General features: G+C 72.7%; 17 protein-coding genes. 9 read left to right on the top strand and 8 right to left on the bottom strand.

The window, feature by feature from the left end; all coding sequences use genetic code 11:
* Window positions 1–188: 188 nt before the first annotated feature.
* The gene (locus tag ME121_RS07010) at window positions 189–1,358 is read left to right on the top strand and encodes a phosphoserine transaminase (RefSeq protein ID WP_059408574.1); all 1,170 of its coding nucleotides are present in this window, start codon (window positions 189–191) and stop codon (window positions 1,356–1,358) included.
* 152 nt (window positions 1,359–1,510) lie between these two features.
* Here the strand turns inward: ME121_RS07010 and ME121_RS07005 are convergent, their stop codons facing one another.
* From ME121_RS07005 to tesB, 3 genes are all read right to left on the bottom strand, one after another.
* Window positions 1,511–3,010, bottom strand: a complete 1,500-nt coding sequence (locus ME121_RS07005; protein ID WP_024829209.1) for an ammonium transporter — start codon at window positions 3,008–3,010, stop codon at window positions 1,511–1,513.
* Window positions 3,011–3,091: 81 nt separating this feature from the next.
* Window positions 3,092–3,430 (bottom strand): P-II family nitrogen regulator, encoded by a 339-nt coding sequence (locus tag ME121_RS07000; protein ID WP_010683623.1) that lies wholly within the window; start codon window positions 3,428–3,430, stop codon window positions 3,092–3,094.
* Window positions 3,431–3,730: 300 nt separating this feature from the next.
* A complete protein-coding gene (tesB, locus tag ME121_RS06995) occupies window positions 3,731–4,630 on the bottom strand; it encodes an acyl-CoA thioesterase II (protein WP_083743690.1) in 900 nt (299 codons plus the stop codon).
* 100 nt (window positions 4,631–4,730) lie between these two features.
* Here tesB and ME121_RS06990 point away from each other — a divergent pair, with 100 nt between their 5' ends.
* Window positions 4,731–5,996 (top strand): FAD-dependent monooxygenase, encoded by a 1,266-nt coding sequence (locus ME121_RS06990; protein ID WP_059408573.1) that lies wholly within the window; start codon window positions 4,731–4,733, stop codon window positions 5,994–5,996.
* A gap of 21 nt (window positions 5,997–6,017) precedes the next feature.
* Here the strand turns inward: ME121_RS06990 and ME121_RS06985 are convergent, their stop codons facing one another.
* The 5 genes from ME121_RS06985 to ME121_RS06965 all read right to left on the bottom strand — a co-directional run bounded on the left by ME121_RS06985 (window position 6,018) and on the right by ME121_RS06965 (window position 13,547).
* Entirely contained in the window at window positions 6,018–6,968 is a 951-nt protein-coding gene (locus ME121_RS06985; RefSeq protein WP_059408572.1) for a phosphatase PAP2 family protein, read from the bottom strand.
* Window positions 6,969–7,042: 74 nt separating this feature from the next.
* Entirely contained in the window at window positions 7,043–8,095 is a 1,053-nt protein-coding gene (locus ME121_RS06980; RefSeq protein WP_012320567.1) for an acyltransferase family protein, read from the bottom strand.
* Between the two features lie 133 nt (window positions 8,096–8,228).
* A complete protein-coding gene (locus ME121_RS06975) occupies window positions 8,229–8,732 on the bottom strand; it encodes a cupin domain-containing protein (RefSeq protein WP_012320568.1) in 504 nt (167 codons plus the stop codon).
* A 128-nt stretch (window positions 8,733–8,860) separates the two neighbouring features.
* A complete protein-coding gene (locus tag ME121_RS06970) occupies window positions 8,861–10,393 on the bottom strand; it encodes a glycosyltransferase family 2 protein (RefSeq protein ID WP_029361350.1) in 1,533 nt (510 codons plus the stop codon).
* A gap of 19 nt (window positions 10,394–10,412) precedes the next feature.
* The gene (locus ME121_RS06965) at window positions 10,413–13,547 is read right to left on the bottom strand and encodes a rhamnan synthesis F family protein (RefSeq protein WP_059408571.1); all 3,135 of its coding nucleotides are present in this window, start codon (window positions 13,545–13,547) and stop codon (window positions 10,413–10,415) included.
* Between the two features lie 345 nt (window positions 13,548–13,892).
* Here ME121_RS06965 and ME121_RS06960 point away from each other — a divergent pair, with 345 nt between their 5' ends.
* From ME121_RS06960 to ME121_RS06930, 7 genes are all read left to right on the top strand, one after another.
* Window positions 13,893–14,897 carry an AAA family ATPase gene (locus tag ME121_RS06960; RefSeq protein ID WP_012320571.1) on the top strand — a complete coding sequence of 335 codons (1,005 nt, stop codon included), beginning with the start codon at window positions 13,893–13,895 and terminating at the stop codon, window positions 14,895–14,897.
* A gap of 2 nt (window positions 14,898–14,899) precedes the next feature.
* Window positions 14,900–15,811: a DUF58 domain-containing protein gene (locus ME121_RS06955; RefSeq protein WP_012320572.1), complete on the top strand. Its 912-nt coding sequence runs from the start codon at window positions 14,900–14,902 to the stop codon at window positions 15,809–15,811.
* Between the two features lie 7 nt (window positions 15,812–15,818).
* The gene (locus ME121_RS06950) at window positions 15,819–18,638 is read left to right on the top strand and encodes a DUF4159 domain-containing protein (RefSeq protein WP_053621501.1); all 2,820 of its coding nucleotides are present in this window, start codon (window positions 15,819–15,821) and stop codon (window positions 18,636–18,638) included.
* Window positions 18,639–18,972: 334 nt separating this feature from the next.
* On the top strand, window positions 18,973–21,054 hold the full coding sequence (locus ME121_RS06945; RefSeq protein WP_059408570.1) for a hypothetical protein: 2,082 nt from the start codon (window positions 18,973–18,975) through the stop codon (window positions 21,052–21,054).
* Between the two features lie 148 nt (window positions 21,055–21,202).
* Window positions 21,203–23,128: an extracellular solute-binding protein gene (locus tag ME121_RS06940; protein WP_059408569.1), complete on the top strand. Its 1,926-nt coding sequence runs from the start codon at window positions 21,203–21,205 to the stop codon at window positions 23,126–23,128.
* A 14-nt stretch (window positions 23,129–23,142) separates the two neighbouring features.
* The gene (locus tag ME121_RS06935; RefSeq protein ID WP_059408568.1) at window positions 23,143–24,990 is read left to right on the top strand and encodes an extracellular solute-binding protein; all 1,848 of its coding nucleotides are present in this window, start codon (window positions 23,143–23,145) and stop codon (window positions 24,988–24,990) included.
* 4 nt (window positions 24,991–24,994) lie between these two features.
* Entirely contained in the window at window positions 24,995–26,101 is a 1,107-nt protein-coding gene (locus tag ME121_RS06930) for a microcin C ABC transporter permease YejB (RefSeq protein ID WP_012320577.1), read from the top strand.
* Window positions 26,102–26,105: the final 4 nt, after the last annotated feature.

The following is a 26,105-nucleotide window of genomic DNA, read 5'->3' as shown; positions in this document are numbered from 1 at the left end:
CTCATTAAGGCTAACGGGCCCGGATTAATCGACTGTTCCCCGCCGCCCGGGCCCCTGTCCCGACCGGGGGCAGCGCCGCGAAGACTGCCGGTGGGACGGGCGCTTGCAAGCCGGCCGGTTTCGGCGCATGCGCGAGTCGGGACGCGCCTCCCCGCGGGAGCGCGGCCCTCTGCAAGGATGGATCCGCCATGACCAGCCGCCCCACGCAGCGCCCGCGCGTGCCCCATTTCTCCTCCGGTCCCTGCGCGAAGCGCCCCGGCTGGACCCCGGCCGCCCTGGCCGACGCCGCGCTCGGCCGGTCGCACCGCTCGCCCCTCGGCAAGGCCAAGCTCGGCCGGGCCATCGACCTGACGCGCGCGGTGCTGCAGGTGCCGGCCGAGTACCGGATCGGCATCGTGCCGGCCTCCGACACCGGCGCCGTCGAGATGGCGATGTGGACGATGCTCGGGCCGAAGCCCGTCGAGGTCGCCGCCTGGGAGGCGTTCGGCAAGGAGTGGGTGACGGACGCGCTGAAGCAGCTCAAGATCGCGCCGCGCATCCACCAGACGCCCTACGGGATCCTGCCGGACCTCGCGGCGATCGACACGAAGAACAGCGACGTGGTCTTCACCTGGAACGGCACCGCGGCCGGCGTGAAGGTGCCGGACGGCGACTGGATCGCGGCCGACCGCGCGGGGCTGACGATCTGCGACGCGACCTCGGCGGCCTTCGCCCAACCCCTGCCCTGGGACAAGCTCGATGTCGTGACCTTCTCGTGGCAGAAGGTGATGGGCGGCGAGGCGGCGCACGGCATGCTGATCCTCTCGCCCCGCGCCGTGGCGCGGCTGGAGAGCCACACGCCGTCCTGGCCCCTGCCGAAGATCTTCCGCCTCACCAAGGAGGGGAAGCTGATCGAGGGCATCTTCAAGGGCGACACGATCAACACGCCCTCGATGCTGGCCGTCGAGGACTACCTCGACACCCTGGACTGGGCCGAGCGGATCGGCGGCCTGAATGCGCTGCACGCGCGGGCCGACGCCAACGCGAAGGTCGTCTACGACTGGGTCGCGCGCACGCCCTGGATCGCGCCGCTGGCCGCCGATCCCGCGACCTACTCGAACACGGGCGTCTGCCTCGTGATCGCCGATCCGGACGTGCTCGCCCGCGGCGACGCGGCGGTCTCGGCCTTCGCGGCGGGGATCGTCGAGCGCCTCGACCGCGAGGGCGTCGCCCTCGACATCGGCGCCTACCGCGACGCCCCGGCGGGCCTGCGGATCTGGTGCGGCGCCACCGTGGAGACCTCGGATCTGGAAGCGCTGACGCCCTGGCTCGACTGGGCCTTCGCGGAGGAGAAGGCGGCGCTGACGCGGGCGGCGTGAGCGCTTCGGGGTCGATGCCCGATCGCCACCCCGCATCGTCTTCGCGAGCGGGGCGAAGCGAGACGGCCTGACGCAAAAGAAAACCCCGGCCCTCGCGGAGCCGGGGTTTTCTCGTTCGGGAGACGCGGCCCAGCAGGGCCGCGCCGTCAGTCTCAGTAGTTGTAGGCGCGCTCGCCGTGATCGGCGATGTCGAGACCCTCGCGCTCCTCCTCCTGCGTGACGCGCAGGCCGATCGTCACGTCGACGAGCTTGTAGAGGATCGCCGAGCCGATACCCGACCACAGCAGGGTCAGGCCGACCGCCTCGGCCTGGACGATGAGCTGGCTCATCATGTCGTAGGCACCGACGGCCAGCTCGCCCGGCTTCGAGGTGTAGTCGGGGATGCCGACGCCGCCGAGGTTCGGGTCGACCAGGATGCCGGTCGCCAGCGCGCCCAGGATGCCGCCGATGCAGTGGACGCCGAAGACGTCCAGCGAGTCGTCGTAGCCCAGCGCGTTCTTCACGGTGGAGCACATCACGAAGCAGACCACGCCGGCGACGAGGCCCAGCACGATCGAGCCCATCGGGCCGGCGAAGCCGGAGGCCGGGGTGACCGCGACGAGGCCGGCGACCGCGCCCGACAGCATGCCGAGCAGGGACGGCTTGCCCTTGAGCGCCCACTCGGCGAACAGCCACGCCACCGCGGCGCCGCAGGTCGCCACGAAGGTGTTGAGCATCGCGAGCGCGGCGGTGCCGTTGGACTCGAGGTTCGAGCCGGCGTTGAAGCCGAACCAGCCGACCCACAGCAGCGAGGCGCCGATCATCGTCATGGTCAGGGAGTGCGGGGCGAGCAGGTCACGGCCGTAGCCGATGCGCTTGCCCATGATCAGGCAGCCGACGAAGCCGGCGATGCCCGCGTTGATGTGGACCACGGTGCCGCCGGCGAAGTCGAGGGCGCCCTTCTGGAAGAGGAAGCCGGCATCCTTGTTGACCGCGTCGAGGGCCGCCTGGGCGGTCGCCTTCGAGGCGTCGTCGGTGGCGGCGGCCAGAGCCTTGGCGGCGTTGCCGACGGCGTCCGGGCCGGCCCAGTACCAGACCATGTGGGCCATCGGGAAGTAGATGATCGTGACCCAGAGGATCGTGAACACCACCAGCGCGGAGAACTTCATCCGCTCGGCGAAGGCGCCGACGATCAGCGCGGGCGTGATCATGGCGAACGTCATCTGGAAGCACAGATAGGCGTATTCCGGGATCACGACGCCGTTCGAGAAGGTCGCGACCGTCGAGTTCGCGTCGACGCCCTTCAGGAACGCCTTCGAGAAGCCGCCGACGAAGTCGTTGAGGCCGCCGCCGCTCGTGAAGGCGAGGCTGTAGCCGTAGAACACCCAGAGCAGGCCGACGATCGACACGATCGCGAACACCTGGGTCAGCACCGACAGCATGTTCTTGGTGCGCACGAGGCCGCCGTAGAACAGCGCGAGGCCGGGGATGCTCATCATCAGCACCAGGGCCGACGAGATCATCATCCAGGCCGTGTCACCCTTGTTGGGGATCGGCGAGGGCGGCGGCGAGGCGGCTTCCGGTGTCGGGGTCTGCGCGAGGGACGGCTCGATCAGGAGGGCGGCGATCGCCGCCCCTCCCAAGCCGAGCATGAGGGCATGACGAAGTTTCATGGGCACGTGGCTCCCGGTCTCAAGTCCGTATTGTTTCAGGAGGTCTGGCGATCGGCGGGCCCGGACGCGCCGGGCCGCGGATCAGAGGGCGTCGGCGTCGGTCTCGCCGGTCCGGATGCGCACCGCCTTCTCCAGCGGCATCACGAAGATCTTGCCGTCGCCGATCTGGCCGGTCCGCGCGGCCCCCGCGATGGCGTCGATCACGCTGGACGTCAGGTCCGAGGCGACGGCGACCTCGATCTTCAGCTTGGGCAGGAAGCTGACCGCGTATTCCGCGCCGCGGTAGATCTCGGTGTGGCCCTTCTGGCGGCCATAGCCCTTCACCTCCGTCACCGTCAGGCCGTGGACGCCGATTCCGGTGAGCGCGTCGCGCACCTCCTCGAGCTTGAACGGCTTGATGATGGCCATCACGATTTTCATGGGCGACGCCCCCTTCGAAGTCCTCGGGAACCGTTGCCGTCACCCGATTTGCGGGACGAGCCGGAACGGACCGTCCGCAGGCTCGGGATGACCCGCGGTCGAAGGCCGCTATTCAAGGACTATGCCAGACAAGCTTGACCGGGAACATTTTCACCGATCGTCATTTTGCCCATGGATTAGCCCGAAACGGACAGATCGCGGGCAGGCTCCGGAGCGATCGCGCACAAAGTCGAGGCAATCTGCCCGAATCCGTGCAGCCCGCGCTGTGGCACGCCGGTAACACACGCGCGGGAACCCGCTTTAATCCCGCGTCGGCCGGATCAGACCCTCCTGGGCCACCGACGCCACGAGGTTGCCGGCGCGGTCGAAGATCTGGCCGCGCGCGAAGCCGCGGGCGCCGCCCGCGACCGGGCTGTCCTGCGCGTAGAGCAGCCAGTCGTCGATCTTGACCGGCCGGTGGAACCAGAGGGCGTGGTCGAGGCTCGCGGCCTGGATCGCCGGATCGAACACGGAGCGCGCGTGCGGGATCAGCGAGACGTCGAGCAGGGTCATGTCGGAGGCGTAGGCCAGTACGGCCCGATGCAGCGCCGGATCGTCCGGCAGCGCCGAGGCCGCGCGCAGCCAGACATTGAAGATCGGATCGGGCGCCCGGCCGCCCGCGCCGGCGGGCAGGTAGCGGTTGAGATCGACCGGCCGCAGCGCGATCGGTCGCTCGCGGCCGAAATAGGCGGCGATCGCCTCCGGCATCCCGGTGCCGCCGGCGGCCGCCAGGGCCTTGCCGTCGAGGAGCCCCTCGGGTCCGGCCACCGCCGGCATCGCCGGCTGGTGCGTCAGCCCCTCCTCGACGACCTGGTAGGAGACCGTCGTGGCGAAGATCGCGCGCCCGTGCTGGATCGCCTTGACCCGCCGGGTCGTGAAGCTCCGCCCGTCCCGGATCCGCTCGACCTCGTAGACGATGGGCGTGCGCGGGTCGCCGGGCAGCATGAAGTAGGCGTGGAGGGAGTGGGCGGGGCGGTCGTCCGGCACCGTCCGGGTCGCGGCGACCAGCGCCTGCGCCACCACCTGCCCGCCGAAGACGCGCCGCCAGCCCGTCTTGGGGTTCTGGCCGCGGAACAGGTCGACCTCCAGGCGCTCCAGGTCGAGGATGGCGATCAGCTCGGCGACGGCGTCCGTCATCGCGTCGGTGTTGGCGTCGGTCATGACCCGCGGGGTTTCCGTTCGTTGCCCGCGTGCGACATAGGCTGTTCGGACGAACCAATCCACGCGTCCCGCGTGCGGCAACCCTAGGAGATCCGCCCCGATGACGGCCGAGACGCCTCGCCCCGGCAGCCGCAGCCTCCTGATCGCCGGCGGCGGCCTGCCCAGCCTCGCCCTGGCGCTCGCCCTGAAGCAGGCCCACGGGCCGGCCCTGGCCGTGACGGTGATCGACCCGGGCGCGGCCGACCCCGCCCGGCATCGCGGCCGCGCCTACGCCCTGGCGGCGGGCGGGCGGCGGATGCTGGAGCGCCTCGGCCTGTGGGCCCGGGTCGCCGACGCGGCCGAGCCGATCGCCGAGATGGTGATCAGCGACAGCCGCCTCGCCGACCCGGTGCGGCCGGCCTTCCTGACCTTCGGCCGCGAGGCGGACGCCGAGCGCGACGACGGCGAGCCCTTCGCCCACATGATCGAGGCCGAGCCGCTCGCCGCGGCCCTGGCGGAGGCCTGCCGGGCGGCGGGGGTGGCGATCGTCGCCGCCGGGGTGGTGCGCGCGCTGCCGGAGGGGGCCGCGATCCGCGCGGCGATCACCACCGGCGAGACCCTGCGGGGCGACCTGCTGGTGGCCGCCGACGGGGCACGGTCGCGGCTGCGCGAGGCCGCGCGGATCGGCTGGGTCGGCTGGTCCTACCCGCAGGTCGGCATCGTGGCGACGATCGGCCACGCGCGGCCGCACGAAGGCCGCGCCTTCGAGCACTTCCTGCCCGCGGGCCCGTTCGCGATCCTGCCGCTGCGGGACGGCGGTCCCCTGGGGCACCGCTCGTCCATCGTCTGGACCGAGCGGTCGGACGACGCCGAGGCCCTGCTCTCCGGCGAGCCCGACGAGGTGCTCGCCGAGATCGAGCGCCGGTTCACCCTGGATCTCGGCACGCTCGCGCTGGAGCACGGCCCGAGCCGGCACCCCCTCGCCTTCGGCATCGCCCGGGCCTTCCGCGCCGAGCGTCTCGCCCTGCTGGGCGACGCCGCCCACGTGATCCACCCGATCGCCGGCCAGGGCCTCAACCTCGGGCTCGCGGATGCCGCGGCGCTGGCCGAGGCCGTGACCGGCGCGCTGCGCCTCGGCCTCGACCCCGGAAGCCCCGACGTGCTGCGCGCCTACGAGCGCGCCCGGCGCTTCGACAGCTTCGCCATGGCGGCGGCGACCGACGGGCTGAACCGGCTGTTCTCGAACGACGCCCTGCCGCTGCGGCTCGCCCGCGACCTCGGCCTCGGGATCGTCGACCGGCTGCCGGGGCTCAAGCGCTTCTTCATCGGCGAGGCCGCGGCCGCGCGCGACTCGCGGCCCCGGCTGATGCGGGGCGAGGCGCTCTGAGGCGCCCGCCAGCCGCCGGCCTCAGGCCCGTTTCGGCGCGGGGCCGCCCTCGGGCGCTCCGGGGCGGAGCGCGTCCGCGGCCCGCCGCCCGAGCGCCCGCGCGGCGCAGATCGCCAGGGCGGCGATGACCAGCCCGGCGATCACGTCGACGAAGTAGTGGCCGCCATCGATCGGTGTGGCGGCGACGAGGAGGGCGTTGACGACGAGGGCCGGGATCCGGGCCGCGCGCAGACGCCAGAAGGCCCAGATGTAGAGGCCGCCGAGCGCCGCGTGGAAGCTCGGGAACGTGATGATGCCCTCGACGTGATCGAGGTTGATCGTCCGGAGCGTGCCGTCGCGCAGGCCGGTCAGGTCCGCGACGTGGACGTAGGACGCGGCCGGGTGCAGGTTGGGGAAGTCGGCCGGGGACAGGCCGAGGAACACGAAGTTCGCCAGGGCGGGCGTCAGCGCCGACACCAGGACCGTCACCGTGCCGGCGAGGGCGAAGGCCAGGACGAAGTCCCGCAGCGCTCGAAGCCGGCCGCTGAAGCCCAGCAGGATGACCGCCAGCATGGTCTGCAGGATCAGGCTCCGGTAGGCGAGCGAGAGCGCCAGCCCGAGTCGCGGATGGCCGTCCACGAAGGCCAGGTAGGCCCGCCAGTCCAGACCGAGCCGCCGGTCCCAGGCGTGGAAGGTCGAATCCCAGAGCGGGCCGCCGGTGCTCGCGACCGTGTACGACAGGGCGGCCGCGCAGGCGCTGAAGGCGATGACCTGCGCCAGCGCGCTGAGCGTGGCGGCGATGCGCGGCTCGGGGCGGCGCGTGCGGTAGACCTGCGCCAGGGCCTCGAGCCCGCCGCAGGCCACCCCGGTGACGAGGGCGCTGTCCCAGGCGAAGCGCAGCCCGGCGACCGCCATCCAGACGACCGTGGCGACCAGCGTGGCGGCGATCAGGGGCCACGTGCCGACGCCGCCGCGCGGGCGCTCAGCGAACATCGGGGCCCCGGGCGGGTGGCGCTGTCATCGAGGGTCTTGTGGCCGGAATGCCGGCGGATGGTCCCGCACAAGTCTTAAGGATCCGCCCCGGAGAAGCCCGGCCTCGGCGCGGAGCCCGGCGGCGCGCGATACCGGCGGCCGGCGAGCCCGTCGACGACGCCGTCGACCACGGCGTCGGCGGCCCGGCGGACCGCCCGGATCGGCCCGCGCAGCGCGCGCGCCGCGATCAGGTGCAGAGGCAGGCCGAGAACCACGAGCAGCGCCAGGAGATGCCACCGGTCCCAGGCGGGCCGGTGCGGCGCCCAGAGGAGGAAGAGGCCGCTCACGATGTAGAGCTCGAAGCTCGCCCGCCCCAGGACGCCCGCCGCGGCGCGCGGCGGGCCGCGCAGCCGGCCGGCGGCCGCCAGCATGAACGCCGAGCCCGCCACGGCCGACACGGCGAACAGCGCCGGGTCGCCGTACTGCCCGGTCGCGACGTGGACGAAGTTGCGCGGCGCGCAGAGCAGGAGCACGGCGAGGCCGCAGGCGCCGAGCAGCGCCGACACGTCGAACGCGCGCCGCCCGAGCCGCAGGCCCGCGACGTAGAACGGCAGGGCGCCCACGAGCGCGTGGACCTGCCAGTACGGGAACGCCCGCGCGCTGCAGATCCACGACAGGGCCAGGACGCCGCCGAGGACGATCCAGTAGCCCCCCGGAAAGGCCGCCGCGCGCGCCGCGGCGTCGATCACCCGCACGAGCCCCAGGACGACCAGGAACCAGAGCACGCCCAGGCCGAAGGTCTGGCCGTACAGCGCGTCGCGCAGCGCGTCCGCCGCCGACAGGGTGCCGTCGAGGGCGCGGGGGATCAGCGCGAGGGTGCTGAACGTCAGCGCCACCACCACGAGTTTCAGCGCGGAGGCGCAGGCGGCGGCGAGATCCATCTCTCCCTTCATCCGGTCGACCATCCCGCAGAGCAGGAAGAAGAACGGCATGTGGAAGGCGTAGATCACCCGCCAGACCGCGAGGGCCGGCCCCGGCTCGGGGCCCGACGGGCCGTAGAAGACGGGCTGCAGCAGGTGGCCGGAGAGGACCAGCAGCACGGCGAGGCCGCGCGCGGCGTCGAGCTGCAGGTCGCGGGATGGGGCCATCGGGGCAATTCGCGGCGTCGGGGATCCGATGATGCCGCGCCAAGCCTTAGCAAGCCGTGTCACCAGATTGCGGAATTCAACCTAGACGGCACCTCATCGCGGCCGCGCGTCGGGAGTGACGGGCGCCCGCGCCTCAGCCGGTGACGAGCGCCCGGGCCCGGCGCAGCCAGCGCAGCGACGCCTCGACCAGGGTCGGGGCGCGGTGCTTGAGGATCGCCGATTTCAGCAGCGTCCGGGGCACCTCCCAGAGCTGGACGGAGCCGACCGGGAAATGCGCCACGTCGCCCGGCGTCAGGTGGTGGCGGCTTCCGTCCGCGTCGGTGACGAAGACCTCGCCGTCGAGGATGGTGATGATCTCGTCGGCGTGGTGGGTCCAGCGGAACGCGCTGGCCGTGGTGCGCCACAGGTAGACCTGCGCGCTCCCATCATGGGTCTGCGAGACCTCCGCGACCTCGGTGACGGGGTCGCCGGAGACGACCCAGTCCGCCGGGATCGGCGCCGGGACGAAGGCGGCCCCGCTCGATCGGACCGCCGTGCTGGCGACGGGGCGGCCCCGCTCGTGCAGCCGGATCTCCGCCGCGAGGCCGACCAGGGCGAGGCCGACGAGGAGGGCCGCGGCGGCGAGCAGCTTCTTCACGGTCGGCTCCCCACCCCGGCGCGGTCGAGTCTGTCCGCGCGTCCCCGCAAGGGGGTAGAGGCTCGGGTCGCTCCGTTCCAGCCCGCCGCGCCGAACTTCGCGCGTTTAGCTTAACCCCGGGGGCCCGCTCAGGCGGCGTCCGCCCGGCGCTCCGCGATCCAGCGCGTCGCGTCGGCGCGCGGGGCGACAACGTCGGTGTCGATGCGCAGCTGCGGGCTGTAGGCCGGATCCTCGGCGATGACGTCGCCCCAGCGGCGCAGGAAGCGCGCGATCTGCGAGCCCGGCGCGAAGCTGGTCTGCCGCGAGGCGCTCTCGTGGTGCGCCATCTCGGCGAAGGGCGTGTAGACGATGCGGTAGCCGAGCTGCCGCATTTTCAGGCACAGGTCGACGTCGTTGAAGTCGAGGGCGAAGCCCTCGTCGAAGCCGTTGACCGCCTCCAGCACCGCCTTGCGGGTCGCGAAGAGCGCCCCGGTCACCGCCGAGCAGTCGCGCTGCGTCAGGGCCCAGTCGCCGTAGGTCGGCTCGGCCGCGTCCCGGTTGTACCAGGGGTGGGCGAACACGTCGAAGATGCCGCCGGTCATGCCGGCATGCTGGATCTTGCCCGTGGGGAACAGCAGCCGGCCGCCGGCGCCGCCGACGCCGCGGTCCAGCGCGAAGGTGAGGAGCGCCTCGATCCAGCCGGGCCGGCGCACGACGAGGTCGTCGTTCATCAGGATGACGAGGTCGGTCTCGGCCGCGCGCCAGAGCGTGTTCATCTTGGCCGCGTAGTTGAACCGCTCGCCCGGCGCCCGGGTCGTCAGCAGGCGGGTCACGGTGAAGCGGTCGGAGCGGCCGCGATAGATCGCGTCGTCGGCGACGTCGTCGCCGATCAGCACCCGGATCCTGTCGGCCGGGTAGGTGCTGCGGCCGAGGCTGTCGAGCAGGTTGATCACGTGGGGCTTGGCGCCCTCCGCGACGCGGCCCTGATCGTCCTTCGGGCGGCTCTGGTTGGTCGGCACGACCAGGGTCACGGCCGGCCGCGCGTCGAAGCTCCGGCGGATCTCCAGCGTGTCCGCGGTCAGCCCGGGGGCGGCGCGCAGCGGCATGCCGGACGCCTCGAACCACCGGTCGAGGGCGTGGGCGCGCCCCGCACGGGTCGCCTTCGGGCGCTCCAGCGGCGAGGCGATCAGGGTCTGGGGGATCCGGTCGATGCCGATCCCCGCGGAGATCGCGCCGAGCAGGAACCGGAACCAGGCGGCGCTGCCGTGGCGCAGGCCGAAGTCGGGGCTCAGCCCGGCCAGGGCCGAGACGCGGATCAGCAGCGGGAAGCCGATGTAATCGTCGGCCATGAGCAGGGCCGGGTTGAAGGCCGGCTTGCAGTGGACGCTGCGGACCTGGCCGGCGCCGTCCACGACGGCGTCGTCGCCGTAGAAGATGCCGATATCGGGCCGCTCCGCCAGCGCGCGCGTCAGGTGCGCGGCGAGGTCGGGGCGCAGTTCGGAGGCCGCGGGCGCGACGAAGATCGCCCGGCAGGCGGGGAACTGGCCGGCCGCGACCTGGGCGAGCCGGCGCTCGTCGAGGGGGCGGAGCTGCGCGTCGAGGGGCAGCGGCAGGATCGCGTCCGGCCACGGGAGCGTGCCCCACGAGCTCGACGGGGCCGGGACCGGCTTCTTCTTCAACACGGGTCGCGTCTCCGGAACGTCAGGATCGTTCGGCGGCCAGGAGGCGGGTCAGGCTCGCCTCCATGGCTCGCGCCACCGCGCCGATGGACAGCCGCTCGCGGATGCGCGCCCGGGCGGCGGCGCCGATCCGGGCCGCGTCGCCGCCGGTCACCGCCCGGGCCGCGTCGTTGAGGGCCCGGGTCAGGTCCGCCTCGTCCACCTGCCCCCACTCGGCGCCCCGCAGGTACGGGCCGTAGGTCTGGTCGAGGGCCGTGACCTCGGCCTTGACGGGGAAGCCGCAGGTGGCGTCGAGGAAGTCGCGGCAGCCGCCGTAATCGGTGGCGACCACGACCTTGCCCATCTCCATCGCCTCGGCGATCGTCAGGCCGAACCCCTCCGAGGAGTGCGACGAGGCGTAGACCGCGCAGAGGTCGAACAGCGCGCCCAGCTCGTTCTGGGAGAGCGGCTGGTCGATCACCACCACGTCGCCGGACGTGCCCACGAGGTCGAGGAGCTTCTTGCCCTCCTCCGGCAGGTCGAAGACGTGCTTGGTCTTGAGCACGAGCTGCCAGCCCGCCTGTCCCAGCCCGGCCGCCCGGAAGGCCCGGATCAGCGCGTGCGGGTTCTTGCGGGCGAGGTAGCTCGAGCCGTCGAAGGCGTAGAGGATCACCCGCTTGGACGGGTCGATCGCGAAGGTCTTGCGCAGGTTGGCCTTGGCGGCGGCGCTCGGCGGCTCGCCGGCCTCGTTCTCGACCACGTAGGGCACGACGTCGACCGGGATGTCGGTGATCTGCCGGAAGATCGCCGCGCAGAACTCCGTGGGCGCCCAGATCGCGTCGAGGCCGTCGACGGTCGGCAGCCAGCCGCCGGGCACGTGCGAGGTCTCCCAGACGAACAGCCCGATCTTGAGCCGCGCCTCCGCGGCGATCGCCCGCTGCCGGTCGCTCATCAGCGAGTGCCAGCTGTCGCCGTTGAAATGCACCAGCGCGACGTCGGCGGGGCCCGAGAAGGTCCGGGCCTGCCACGCCGGCGCCACCCGGGCGTGGACGTGGAACGGCCGTTCCATCGGGTGGACGTTCAGCGCGAAGGGGGTCCGATGCAGGGCGCGGGCGTAGCTGCGGGCCGCGACGCCGAGGCCGTTGGCGTAGTTCATCGGCGAGACGAAGGCGACGCGCAGCGGCCGCGCCGGCGCCTGGGGCCTGCGCAGATCCGCCCAGATCCTGGCGCCCGGATACGTGTAGGTCACGTCGAGCCGGTCGAGGTCGAAGCCGCGCTCGGCGATCGCCTCCCGCACCGCCGCCCCGCCGATCGCGGCGTGCTCGCCCAGCAGCGAGCGCTTCACGAACGGGAAGCCCTGGCTGAGCATGTTCTCCCAGTCGAACAGGGTGCGGTTGTTGCGCGGGTCGTTGACCAGCGACATGTGCTTGTTCTGGGCCGAGAACAGGCTGCGCATCCCGAGCCCAGCCGCGCGCATCCGCTGCGAGAAGGTCAGCTCGTACTCGGTGATCACCGCGTTCTTGTCCGGCCAGTTCGCCACCGACAGGAGGAAGTGGCTGAACGCGTAGGAGGACAGGCAGCGCCGCTTCAGGGCCAGGAAGAAGCTCTGGAGGTGGTGGCTGTAGTAGAAATTGTCGGCGAGCCCGATCACCGCCTCCGGGAAGGCGTCGATCTTGGCGAGCAGGCCGGCGAAGTCGTCGCGGTCGAGGGGCCCGACGAGGCTGTCATTGGCGAGGTAGAGCGTCTCGGAATCGAGGAGGTCGGTGTCCTCCAAGAGAACATGCGCCCAGGCGGCGAAGTCGAAGCCGCTGTTCTCGCGCAGGTAGACCGAGGCGCAGAGATCCAGGATCGCCTGGGGCACGGCGTTCTTGTGCTGGTCGGCGGCGATGATCAGGACGAGGTCGGTCCCGTTCTCCGCGAACGCCCGCAGGTAGGGCTCGACGTGGCCGCGGATCCGCCCCTCGGGGCAGTGGGTGATGAACAGGGCCGTGCGGCCGTGCCGCCGGGGCTCGCGCTTCAGGCAGGACAGGCGCGCGTCCGAGGCTTCCGGCACCGCGGCGCCGGGGACGCGGCGGGTCAGGCGGCCCGCCTCCAGGCCGGTCGTGACGTAGTCGATCAGCGGGTTGAGGCCGAGCGCGGCGACCTTCGGGTAGCGGGCGCGGTACCAGGGCGCGTCGAAGCGCGGCGACGGGCTGGTCGTGCGCCCGCCATCGGCGAGGAAATGCGCCAGCGGGTTCTGCCCGGCCGCGTCGTCACCGAGGAAAGTCTCGGTGTACCAGCGCGTGTCGAACCAGGGGCCCGGGTCGAGGCCCTGGGCGGCGCCGTGCTCGAGGTAGTGGACCAGCGGGTTGAGGCTGTCGGCCCGCACCGCGGCGGACTGGGCCGCGTACCAGTCGGGATCGAACAGCGGGTGGGGCGCGTAGCGGCGGTAGCCGCCGGCCATCACGTAGTGCTCCAGGGGCTCGAGCCCGCTGGTCTCGGCCTCCGGGCAGCGCGCGCGGTAGAACGCGGCGTCGAACAGGCCCGACCGGCGGATCAGGTCGACGTGCCGCGACAGGCCGGCGAACTCCTCCGGGTTGCGCAGGTAGCCCTGCTTCCGGCCGGTCTCGTAGAAGTGACTCAGGGCGTTGCCGCCGGCCGCGCGGGCGTCCGGGTAGCGCGACAGGTACCAGGCGGTGTCGAACTGAGGCGACGGGTCGGTGTCGGTCCGCGACAGGAAGTCGGAGAACGCCCGGGCGCGGTGCTCCGCGCCGCCGAGGTAGCGCGTCGCGTACCAGTCCGGATCGAACAGCGGGTTGGGACGGATGCCCGCCGCGGCGCCGCGGTCGAGGTAGTGGAGCAGCGGGTTGGTGCCCTCGGCCCGGAGGCCCGGGACGGAATCGAGGTAGAGATCGCCGTGGAACAGCGGGTGCGGCCAGCGCCCCTCGCGCCCGCCGTGGACCGCGTAGTGCACCGCCGGGTCGATCCCCTCGCCGACCACGTCGGGGTAGCGCCTCGCGTACCAGGCCGGATCGAACAGGCCGGATTCCTTGACCGCGCGGACGAGGTCCGCCTGCCGGGGCTCGCCGCGGCGGCGGCCCTTGAGCCGCCGGGTCAGCGGGCGCGTGAGGGACTGCGCCGCGCCGGCGAGGCCGGCCTTGTCCGACGATCCGACGACGAACACATCTCGAAGGCGCATGGTCAGGTCCGGATACGCGGGAAGCCCGCAAAGCTGCCCACGCCGCGATCCGCGAGAGACATCAGAGGGTTCGGCCGGTCCGGCGGTCGCGGGTGAGGATCGCCCCGGCTTGGGCGCCTTCCTAAAGGTCCGGGTCGCCCACGCCAAGAGCGGGGGCAAGCTCGGCAATCGCCCAGAGACGCGGAGGTCGCGTCCGCCGGCATGCGCGCCGGCCTCGCGCAGCGCGAAATCGGCCGCGAACGGGCGTGCGGCGATCCCGACCTTGCCAGCCCGGCACCAGAAGCCCCACACTTGCGGGATTGGCCGGCGGGTCCCGCGGGGCCCGGGCAGGAGATGGATATCGGCATGACGCAGGGGATCAGCCCGGCCACCACCCTGGACGACGGCATCGTGGCGACGGCGGAGAGCTGCCTCGCCGCCGTCGGCGCGGCGCGGGAGGCGATCCACGGGGTGATCTTCGGCCAGGAGGAGGTCGTCGATCTCGCCCTCGTGACCATCCTGGCCGGCGGCCACGGCCTGCTGGTCGGCCTGCCGGGCCTCGCCAAGACCAAGCTGGTCGAGACGCTCGGCACGGTGCTGGGCCTCGACGCGCGGCGCGTGCAGTTCACCCCGGACCTGATGCCCTCGGACATCCTCGGCACCGAGATCCTGGAGGAGGACGCCGAGCGCCGCCGGGCCTTCCGGTTCGTGCAGGGGCCGGTCTTCACGCAGCTCCTGATGGCCGACGAGATCAACCGGGCGAGCCCGCGCACGCAGTCGGCCCTGCTCCAGGCCATGCAGGAGGGCCACGTCTCGGTGGCGGGCGCCCGGCACGACCTGCCCCGGCCGTTCCACGTGCTGGCGACCCAGAACCCGATCGAGCAGGAGGGCACCTACCCGCTGCCCGAGGCGCAGCTCGACCGGTTCCTCCTGGAGATCGACGTCGGCTACCCCGACCGCGCCGCCGAGCGCCGGATCCTGATCGAGACCACCGGCGTGGACGAGGCGCGGCCGCGGGCCGTGATGTCCACCGAGCAGCTGCTCACCGCCCAGCGCCTCGTGCGCCGGCTGCCGGTGGGGGAGGCCGTGGTCGAGGCGATCCTCGACCTCGTGCGCGCCGCCCGGCCGGACAGCGGCGACGCCATCGTGAAGGACAAGCTCCTCTGGGGCCCGGGCCCCCGCGCGAGTCAGGCGCTGACGCTCGCCGCCCGCGCCCGGGCGCTGATCGAGGGCCGGGTCGCGCCCTCGGTGGCGGACGTGAAGGCGCTGGCCGAGCCGGTGCTCAAGCACCGGATGGCACTGAGCTACACCGCCCGCGCCGACGGCGAGACCATCGAGGGCCTGATCGCCAAGCTCGCGGAGAAGCTCTGACTTTGGTCGCGACGAACGCCCTCGACGCCGGCAGGCGCACCCCAGGCCGGCGCGAGAGCGAGGGCGCGACCGCCCTCTCCGACAAGATGCCCCGCCTCGTCCTGGAGGCGCGCCGCGTGTCGAGCCTGCTGGCCCACGGCCTCCACGGCCGCCGCCGCGCGGGGCCGGGCGAGAGCTTCTGGCAGTTCCGCCCCTTCGTGACCGGCGAGGCCGCGGCGCGCGTCGACTGGCGCCGCTCGGCCCGCGACGACCGGCTCTACGTGCGCGAGCGCGAATGGGAGGCGGCCCACAATATCTGGCTGTGGATCGACCGCTCGGCCTCGATGGGGTTCGTGTCGGACCTCGCCTCGGCCCCGAAGGTCGAGCGGGCGCTCGTCCTCGGGCTCGCCCTGGCCGACGCCTTCGTGGAGGGCGGCGAGCGGGTGGGCCTGCTCGGGCTGACCCGCGCGAGCGCCTCCCGCGGGATCGTCGAGCGCTTGGCCCAGGCGCTCGTGGCCGACCACGCGGGCCTGACTCAGGACCTGCCGCCCCGCGCCAGCCCCGCCCGCTTCGACGAGGTGGTGCTGATCGGCGATTTCCTGACCGCGCCGGACCGGATCGCGGCCTCCGTGCAGAGCCTCGCCGGCCGCGGCAGCCGCGGCCATCTCCTCATGGTCGTGGACCCGATCGAGGAGACCTTCCCGTTCACCGGCCAGGCCGTCCTGCACGATCTCGAGGGCGGCCTCAGCCTCGATATCGGCGACGCCGACGCCTGGGGGGCGCGCTACCGGGCCCGGATCGCCGAGCACCGGGCCGCGCTGGCGTCCATCGCCCGCGGACAGGGCTGGACGCTGACGATCCACCGCACGGACCGGCCGGCCAGCGAGGCGGCCCTGCGGCTCGCCACGCTGATCGCCGCCCGCGGCACGGAGTGAGGCCGCCATGCTGGGTCTGACCTTCGCCGCCCCGCTGGCGCTCGCCGCCCTGATCGGCCTGCCGGCCCTGTGGTTCCTGCTGCGGGTGACCCCGCCGCGCCCGCGGCGGATCAACTTCCCGCCGCTGAAGCTCGTCGCCGACCTGGTCCCACAGCGGCAGACCCCGGCCCGCACGCCGCCCTGGCTGCTGATCCTCCGGCTCCTGATCGCCGCCGCGCTGATCCTCGCGGTCGCGGGTCCGGTCTGGAACGCCGGGGGCGTCGGGGCCGGCGGTGGCCGCAGCGCGCTCCTCGTGCTCCTCGACAACGGCTTCCCGGCCGCCCACGACTGGCGCGACCGCCTGCGCGTCGCCACCGACGCGGTCGAGGGCGCCGCCCGGGACGGCCGGCCCGTCGCGGTGATCGGCCTCGCCGACGCCCCCGCGGCCTTCGAGGCGAAGACGCCGGCCGCCGCCCTGGAGCGCCTGCGCGCCCTCGCGCCGCGCCCGATCCTCCCCTCCCGCGACGCGCATCTCGCGACGATCGAGACCTTCCTCGACAAGAACCGCGGCGCCGGCCTCGTCTGGATCAGCGACGGCGTCGCCGGCGCGAACGACACGCGCTTCGCCAAGGGCCTCGCCGACCTCGCGGGCGACAAGGGCGCGGCCCTGACGGTGCTGCGGGCCGACAGGCCGCCCGCCCTCGCCCTCACCGCCACCGAGAATGCCGGCAAGCTCGTGACGCACGCCCTGCGGGCGGCGCCGAACGGGCGCGACGCCGGGGTGATCCGGGCGCTCGACCAGAAGGGCCTGCCGCTGGCCGAGCGCGACTTCGCCTTCGCGGCCGACGCCACCGAGGCGGACGCGACCTTCGAGATGCCGGTGGAGCTGCGCAACAGCATCAGCCGCCTGGAGATCGCGGGCGAGCGCTCGGCCGGCGCCGTGGTCCTGCAGGACGAGCGCGGCAAGCGCCGCCGCGTCGGCCTCGTGTTCGGCGGCACGCTCGACCAGGCGCAGCCCCTCCTGGCGCCGACCTATTACCTGTCCCGGGCGCTCCAGCCCTTCGCGGACGTGCAGGAGCCGCGGGGCGCCAAGGGGACGGCGGACTCGATCAACCAGCTCCTCGACAACCAGGTCTCGGTCCTCGTGCTCGCCGATGTCGGCGCCCTCGACGAGAGGACCACCGCGCGGATCGAGAGCTTCGTGAAGGACGGCGGTATGCTGCTGCGCTTCGCCGGCCCGCGGCTCGCCGCCGGCAACGACCCGCTGGTGCCGGTGCGGCTGCGGCGCGGCGGCCGGACGCTCGGTGGCACGCTCTCCTGGGACAGCCCCAAGACCCTGGCGCCCTTCCCGCCCGAGAGCCCCTTCGCGGGCCTGACGCCGCCCGCCGATATCGGCGTGCGCCGCCAGATCCTGGCCGAGCCGGACGGCGACCTGCCGAACCGGACCTGGGCGTCCCTGCAGGACGGCACGCCGATCGTCACCGCGCAGAAGCGCGGCCAGGGCACGATCGTGCTGTTCCACGTCACCGCCGACACGACGTGGTCGAACCTGCCGCTCTCCGGGCTGTTCATCGACATGCTTCGGCGCGTCGTGGCGCTGGCCGGCGCCTCGGCGCCGGTGCAGGGCGACGCCGCGCGGGCCGCCGCGCCGGTGCTCGCGCCGCGGGTGACGCTGGACGGGTTCGGCGCGCTGGGCTCGCCGCCGGCCTCGGCCACCGCGGTGTCGGCCGACTACGCCGACCGGGCGAACCTTGAGCATCCGCCGGGCTTCTACGGCCCGCCGGACGGAGGCATCAGCGTGAACGCTTTGAAGCCGGATGACCGGCTGACGCCCCTCGACACCGCGGCCCTCGACGGCGCCCGGTTCGGGTCGCTCGCCGGGGCCGAGACTCTGGACCTGCGGCCGAGCCTGTTCACCCTGGCGCTGCTGCTGCTGGCGCTCGACACCCTAGCAGGACTGTGGCTCGGCGGCTTCCTGCGCCGCGGCGGTCTGGCGGCCCGCCTGCGCGGACGGCCGGCCGTGCTGGCCCTCGCCGGCCTGGTCCTGCTCGCCGCCCTGCCGGTGCGCCCGGCCGGCGCGGAGGAGCCCCCGGCCAACCGGCCGAACGGCATCGAATCGGCGCTGGTCACGCGCCTCGCCTACGTGATCACGGGCGACGCCGCCGTCGACGAGGCGAGCCGCACCGGCCTCACCGGCCTGACCCAGATGCTGGCCGCGCGCACCGCCCTGGAGCCGGGCGAGCCCGCCGGGATCGATCCGGCGAAGGACGAGCTGGCCTTCTACCCGCTGATCTACTGGCCGATCGCCCCGAACCGGCCGCAGCCCTCGGACGTCGCGATCCGCAAGATCGACGCGTTCATGCGCAACGGCGGCACGGTCCTGTTCGACACCCGCGACGCGCTGACCGCCCGGCCGGGCGGGCCGCCCACCCCGGAAGGGGCCTATCTCCGGAAGATGCTGGCGACGCTCGAGGTGCCTGAACTGGAGCCGGTGCCCCTCGACCACGTGCTGACCAAGGCCTTCTACCTCGTGGACAGCTTCCCGGGCCGCTACGCCACGGGCCAGACCTGGGTGGAGGCGCTGCCGCCGGCCGCGGACGGCGCCGAGCGCCGCCCGGCCCGCGCCGGGGACGGCGTGAGCCCGATCATCATCACCGGCAACGACCTCGCCGCCGCCTGGGCTGTCGGCCGCCGGGGCGAGCCGCTCTACCCGGTCGTGGGCGGCGACCAGCGCCAGCGCGAGATGGCGTTCCGCGGCGGCGTGAACATCGTGATGTACACGCTCACCGGCAACTACAAGGCGGATCAGGTCCACGTGCCCGCGCTGCTGGAGCGGCTGGGGCAGTGATGGTTTTGGACAGACAGCGCGCGGCCGCCTCCCCTCCCTTCTCTGCGTGCCTGCAGATCCGAAGCGCGCGCGCGGCGGCGCGTCGGCAGGACGGGGCGCGGGTCCCCTCTCCCGTGCGGGAGAGGGACAGGGTGAGGGACCATGTCTCCCCGGACGCGGCGCTCCCTGTCGGCACGTCGACGGCGCGCTTGAGCCCGAAACTTCCCGGCCCTCACCCCAGCCCTCTCCCGTACGGGAGAGGGAGCCCGTCGCGCCTGCCCGCGCCGCCGCGTGAGCGTGGCGGTGCCCGGAGCGAAGCGCGGCGTCGCCTCACGGATCCGGAGTGCTCCGCCCGATGCTGAGCCTCAGCTTCACCCCCCTCCTGCCCTGGCCGGCCATCGCCGTCCTAGGCGCGATCGTCGCCGTCCTGGCGGTCTTCGCCGTCCTGGCCCGCGGCCGGACCGCGCTGCTGCGCGTCCTCGTCCTCGCCCTGGTGCTGGCGGCGCTCGCCAATCCCGCGCTGGTGCGCGAGGACCGCGAGCCCGTGAAGGACGTGGCCGCCATCGTGGTCGACCGGTCCGGCTCCCAGCAGCTCGGCGACCGGCCGCAGATGACCGACGCGGTCCGCGCCGAGCTGCAGCGCCGCTTCGGGGCGCTGACCGACATCGAGCCCCGCTTCATCGACGTGCCCGATTCCAAGGACGGCGACGACGGCACCAAGCTGTTCACGGCCCTGAGCCAGGCGCTCGCCGACGTGCCGCCGGAGCGGCTCGCCGGGATCGTGATGCTCACCGACGGCGTGGTGCACGACATCCCCGCCTCCCTGGCCCAGCTCGGCATCAAGGCGCCGCTCCACGTCCTCGTCACCGGACACCCGGACGAGCGCGACCGGCAGATCAAGCTCCTGGAGGCGCCCCGCTTCGGCATCGTCGGCAAGGACCTGACGATCCGCGCCGAGGTCATGGAGCGCGGCGGGACCGGCCACGCGGTCGTCACGGTGCGCCGCGACGGCGAGGAGATCGGCCGGCGGGACGTCGCCACCGACAAGCCGTTCTCCCTGAACCTGCGCATCGAGCACGGCGGCCCGAACGTGGTGGAGATCGAGGTCGAGCCGCTGCCGGGCGAGCTCACCACGGTCAACAACCGGGCGGTCCTGCCCATCGAGGGCATCCGCGAGAAGCTCCGGGTGCTGCTCGTCTCCGGCGAGCCGCACCAGGGCGAGCGCACGTGGCGCAACCTCCTGAAGTCGGACGCCAACGTCGACCTCGTCCACTTCACGATCCTGCGGCCCCCGGAGAAGCAGGACGGCACGCCGATCTCGGAACTCTCCCTGATCGCCTTCCCGACGCGCGAGCTGTTCGTCCAGAAGATCAAGGACTTCGACCTGATCATCTTCGACCGCTACGCCAACCAGAGCGTGCTGCCGCAGGCCTATTTCGACAACATCGTCCGCTACGTCCGCGAGGGCGGCGCCCTGCTGATCGCCGCCGGTCCCGAATTCGCCGGACCGGCCAGCCTCGCCCGCACGCGGCTCGCCGGCATCCTGCCCGGCGACCCCGACGGCCGGGTCGTCGAGAAGCCCTACAAGGCGACGCCGACCCAGATCGGCCAGCGCCACCCGGTGACGCGCGCCCTGCCGGGCTCGGACGCGAACCCGCCCGCCTGGGGCGACTGGCTGCGCATCGTCGAGGCCAGGACCCGGCCGGGGATCCAGCCGATCCTGTCGGGGGCCGAGGGCCTGCCGCTGCTCGCGCTGTCGCGCGAGGACAAGGGCCGCGTCGCCCTGCTCCTGTCCGACCACGCCTGGCTCTGGGCGCGGGGCTACCAGGAGGGCGGCCCCTATCTCGACCTGCTGCGCCGCCTCGGCCACTGGCTGATGAAGGAGCCGGCCCTCGAGGAGGAGGCCCTGCGCGCCCAGACCACCGGGCGCGGCCGCGAGGTGCGGGTCGAGCGCCAGACGATGGCGGACCAGGCCGAGCCGGTCACCGTCACGGGCCCGACCGGCAAGGTGACGACGCTGACGCTCAAGCCCAAGGAGCCCGGCCTGTTCACCGCGACCTTCGACGCGGAGACCCTGGGCCTGCACACCCTGCGCTCGGGCAACCTCGTGGCCTTCGTCAGCGTCGGGCCGGCCAACCCGCGCGAGCTGGCCGACGTGTTCAGCGACACCGAGCGCCTGAAGGCCGCGGCCGACGGATCGGGCGGCTCGGTCCGCCGGGTCGCCGAGACCGGCGGCATCCAGGTGCCGCGCCTCGCGCTGGTGCGCGGCGGCCGCCTCGCCGGCAGCGACTGGATCGGCTTCCGTCCGAGCGACAGCGCCAACATCCGCGGCGTCGAGGTCTACCCGCTGGCGCTCGGCCTCGCGGCGCTGGCCGCGCTGGCGGCCGCCCTGCTCGCCATGTGGCTGGTCGAGGGCCGCCGGGGGCGGGCGGCGTGACGCGGCCCCGCGGCGGGTCGCGCGCGGCGCGCGCGCGGTCCTGTGCGGCGGCGCATGGTCGACGGGTGGCCGCCCGCGTCCTATGACCCCGGTACTCTCGAGATGTCCGCGCCGCGCGCGGGCCCGACGCAACGGAGACAGCCTGCCCGTGACAGCGCAGACCGTGACTGGACGCCTCCTCGCCGCGACACTCCTCGCCGCCTGCCTCCAGTTCGCCCCGGCCCGTGCGCAGGAACCGGCCGCGATGCCGTCGACGCCGGCTGAGTTGCCTGCCACCCTGCCGGCCGCCAACGGCCAGTGGACCCACGCGATCACGCTGATGGGCCAGCCGAAATACGGCCCCGACTTCAAGCATTTCGACTACGCCGACCCGGCCGCGCCCAAGGGCGGGATGGTCCGGTTCGGGGCCCAGGGCGGGTTCGACAATTTCAACATCGTCGTCGCCGGCCTGAAGGGTGACCTCGAGAACGGCATCCAGCAGATCTACGATCCGCTGATGACCGAGTCCTCGGACGAGCCGTTCACCTCCTACGGCCTGCTCGCCGAGGCGGTCCGGATCGCCCCCGATCTCGGCTCGGTCTCGTACCGGCTGCGCGAGAACGCCCGCTGGCACGACGGCCAGCCGATCACGCCCGAGGACGTGGTCTGGTCCTTCGACGTGCTCAAGGCCAACAGCCCGTTCTACGCCGCCTACTACCAGACCGTGGCCAAGGCCGCGGTGACCGGGCCGCACGAGGTGACCTTCACCTTCACGGAGACCGGCAACCGCGAGTTGCCGCAGGTGATCGGGCAGCTGCGCGTCCTGCCCAAGCACTGGTGGACCGCCAAGGACGCCAACGGCAAGCCGCGCAGCGTCACCGAGACGACCCTGGAGCCGCCGCTGGGCTCGGGCCCCTATCGCCTCGCGAAGTTCGAGCCGGGCCGCACGACGACCTACACCCGCGTGCCCGACTACTGGGGCAAGGACCTGCCGGTGAACGCCGGGCGCTACAACTTCGACACCGAGCGCTACGAGTATTTCCGCGACGGCACGGTGCTGGTCGAGGCGCTGAAGGGCGACCTCTACGACTTCCGGGTGGAGAACATCGCCCGGAACTGGGCGACCGCCTACGAGGATTTCCCGGCCGTGAAGGAGGGCCGGCTGATCAAGGAGGCGTTCCCCGAGCGCGGCATGGGCATCATGCAGGCCTTCGCGTTCAACACGCGCCGGGACAAGTTCAAGGATCCGCGCGTCCGCCGGGCCTTCAACCTCGCGCTGAACTACGAGGAGATGAACAAGGCCCTGTTCTACGGCCTGTACAAGCGGATCAACTCCTACTTCTTCGGCTCGGAGCTGGCCTCCTCCGGCCTGCCCGAGGGCGAGGAGAAGGCGATCCTCGAGAGCGTCAAGGACAAGGTCCCGGCCTCGGTCTTCACCACCCCCTACGCCAACCCGGTCAACGACGGCCCCGAGGCCGTGCGCAAGAACCTCCGCGAGGCCGTCGGCCTGCTGCGCGAGGCCGGCTACGAGCTGCGCGGCGGCAAGATGGTCAGCAAGGCCACCGGCGAGCCGCTGACCGTCGAGTTCCTGGAGTTCCAGAACACCTTCGAGCGGGTCATCCTGCCGTTCGCGGCGCAGCTGAAGCTGATCGGCATCGACTCCACCCTCCGGGTGATCGACCAGGCGCAGTACCAGAACCGCATCCGCAACTTCGACTTCGACGTCACCACGGCGTCGTGGGGCGAGTCGCTCTCGCCCGGCAACGAGCAGCGCGAGTACTGGGGCTCGGCGGCGGCCGACAAGCCCGGCTCGCGCAACCTGATCGGGATCAAGGATCCCGGCATCGACGCCCTGATCGAGAAGGTGATCTTCGCCAAGGACCGGCACACCGTGATCGCGGCGACGCGCGCCCTCGACCGGGTGCTCCTCGCCCACGACTACGTCGTCCCGCAATGGTCCTCCGACCAGCAGCGGACGCTGCGCTGGAACCGGTTCGGCCACCCGGCGATCCTGCCGCTCTACGCCAGTTCCGGCTTCCCGACGACGTGGTGGTACGACGAGAAGCTCGCGGCCAAGACCGGGGCGCCCCGTTGACGGGGGCGCCCGGGATGCCGACCCGGCGCGGCCTGGTCCTCGGGGCCGGCGCCCTCGCGGCGATGCCGCCGTGGCGCCGCGCCCGCGCGGCCGAGGGGGCGGAGCGCCACGGCCTGTCCAGCTTCGGCGAGCTGAAATACGGTCCCGACTTCGCGCATTTCGACTACGTCAATCCGATGGCGCCCCGCGGCGGGCGCTTCTCGGCGCAGCTCGCCGCGACGACCGGCAACCAGTCGCTCAACACCTTCAACACGCTCAACATCTACGTGCTGCGCGGCGACGGGGCCGCCGGCATGAACCTGACCTTCGACAGTCTGATGGTCCGGGCCCTCGACGAGCCGGACGCCCTCTACGGGCTGGTCGCGCGCGCCGTCACGGTCAGTCCGGACGGCCTGACGTACACCTTCGCGCTGCGCCCGCAGGCGCGGTTCCACGACGGCTCGCCGCTGACCGCGCGGGACGCGGCCTTCAGCCTCAAGCTCCTGCGCGACAAGGGCCATCCCGAGATCGCCGAGGTCATCCGTCCCATGACCGACGCCCGGGCCGAGGGCGACGGGCGGCTCGTGGTGACTTTCGAGCCGGGCCGCGCCCGGGATCTGCCGCTGTTCGTCGCGCAGCTGCCGCTCTTCTCCGCCGCCTACTACGCCGGCCGGGACTTCGAGGCCTCGACCCTGGAGGCGCCCCTCGGCTCCGGTCCCTACCGGGTCGGCGCCGTCGACGCGGGCCGGTCCATCGGCCTGGAGCGCGTCCCGGATTACTGGGCCGCCGAACTGCCGGTGAATGTCGGCCAGAACAATTTCGACGCGATCCGCTACGAGTATTTCCGCGACCGCACCGTGGCGTTCGAGGCGTTCAAGAGCGGCGCCTTCACGTTCCGCGAGGAATTCACCGCCCGGGTCTGGGCCACCGGGTACGACTTCCCGGCGATGACCGAGGGCCGCGTGGTCCGGGAGACGGTGCCGGACGCGCGGCCGAGCGGCACGCAGGGCTGGTGGATCAACACCCGCCGCGCGGCGTTCCGCGATCCGCGGGTGCGCGAGGCGATCGGCCTGTGCTTCGATTTCGAGTGGTCGAACCGCAACCTGATGTACGGCGCCTACGCGCGCACGGCCTCGTTCTTCGAGAATTCCGACCTCAAGGCGACCGGCAAGCCCTCGGCCGAGGAACTCGCCCTGCTGGAGCCGTTCAAGGACCTGCCGCCCGAGGTGTTCGGCGAGGCCTGGGCGCCGCCGGTCTCCGACGGGTCCGGCCAGGACCGGGCGCTGCTGAAGCGCGCCGACGCGCTCCTGCGGGAGGCCGGCTGCACACGCCAGGGTGGCGGCCTGGTGCTGCCGGGCGGCCAACCGCTCACCCTCGAGTTCCTCGACGAGGATCCGATCTTCCAGGCGGTCACGCAGCCCTTCATCCGCAACCTGGGGCTGCTCGGCATCAGGGCGAGCCTGCGCACGGTCGATCCCTCCCAGTACCAGGCGCGGCTGAAGGATTTCGACTTCGACGTCACGCCGCGCCGCTACAGCAGCGGGCTCACCCCCGGCGCGGAGCTGCGCGAGACCTACGGCTCCCGGTCCGCCGGGACCGCGGGCTCCAACAACCTCTCCGGCATCGCGAGCCCGGCGATCGACGCGCTGCTCACCGCCGTCGCCGACGCGAAGTCGCGGGCCGACCTGACCACCGCCTGCCGAGCCCTCGACAGGGTCCTGCGGGCCGGGCGCTACTGGGTGCCGATGTGGTACGCCTCGACCCACCGCCTCGCCCTCTGGGACGTGTACGGCCGCCCGACGACCCCGCCGAAATACGACCTCGGCGCCCCCGGGACGTGGTGGTTCGACGCCGACAAGGCCAAGCGGATCGGGCGGGACTGACGCCATGCTCGCCTACATCCTGCGCCGCATCGGCCTGATGATCCCGACCCTGTTCGGGATCATGCTGATCACCTTCACCATCGTGCAGTTCGCCCCCGGCGGCCCGGTGGAGCGGGTGCTGTCGCAGCTCCAGGGCCAGCGCGACGGGGCCATGTCCCGCGTCACCGGCGGCTCGGGCGACCTCGGCGGCGCCAGCCGGCCGTCGGGCGGCGGCGGAGACGCCAGTTCCCGCTACCGCGGCGCCCAGGGGTTGAGCCCGGAATTCATCGCCAAGCTCGAGAAGCAGTTCGGCTTCGACAGGCCGGCGCCCGAGCGCTTCGCCAAGATGCTGTGGGACTATGTCCGGTTCGATTTCGGCCGCAGCTACTTCCGCGACGTCACGGTCATCCAGCTGATCAAGGAGCGCCTGCCGGTCTCGATCTCGCTGGGCCTGTGGATGACGCTGCTGTCCTACGCGATCTCGATCCCGCTGGGCATCCGCAAGGCCGTGGCGGACGGCACGCGCTTCGACCGCGCGACCTCCTTCGTGGTGATCATCGGCTACGCGATCCCGGGTTTCATGTTCGGGCTGATGCTCATCATCCTGTTCGCCGGCGGCTCGTTCTACCAGTGGTTCCCGCTGCGCGGGCTGACCAGCGAGGGGTGGGAGAGCTTCTCGCCCTGGCACAAGGTGACCGACTACGCGTGGCACATGGTGCTGCCGCTGACAGCCCTGGTGATCGGCGCCTTCGCCACCTCGACCCTGCTCACCAAGAACTCGTTCCTCGACGAGATCCGCAAGCAGTACGTGCTGACCGCGCGGATGAAGGGGCTCTCCGAGCGGCGCGTGCTCTACGGGCACGTGTTCCGCAACGCCATGCTGATCGTGATCGCGGGCTTTCCGGGCGCCTTCATCTCGGCCTTCTTCACCGGTTCGCTGCTGATCGAGACGATCTTCTCCCTCGACGGCCTGGGCGAGCTGTCGTTCCGGGCGATCGTCGGGCGCGACTATCCGGTGGTGTTCGCCACGCTCTACATCTTCTCGCTGCTCGGGCTCGCGGTGAACCTGCTGTCCGACCTGATCTACGTCTGGATCGACCCGCGGATCGATTTCTCGGCCCGGGCGACCTGACCGC

The organism is Methylobacterium sp. ME121, assembly GCF_000974725.1.
GTDB classification, from domain to species: domain Bacteria; phylum Pseudomonadota; class Alphaproteobacteria; order Rhizobiales; family Beijerinckiaceae; genus Methylobacterium; species Methylobacterium radiotolerans.
Note: the sequence above shows the minus strand (reverse complement) of the source record. Positions and strands in the feature narration are given on the sequence as shown.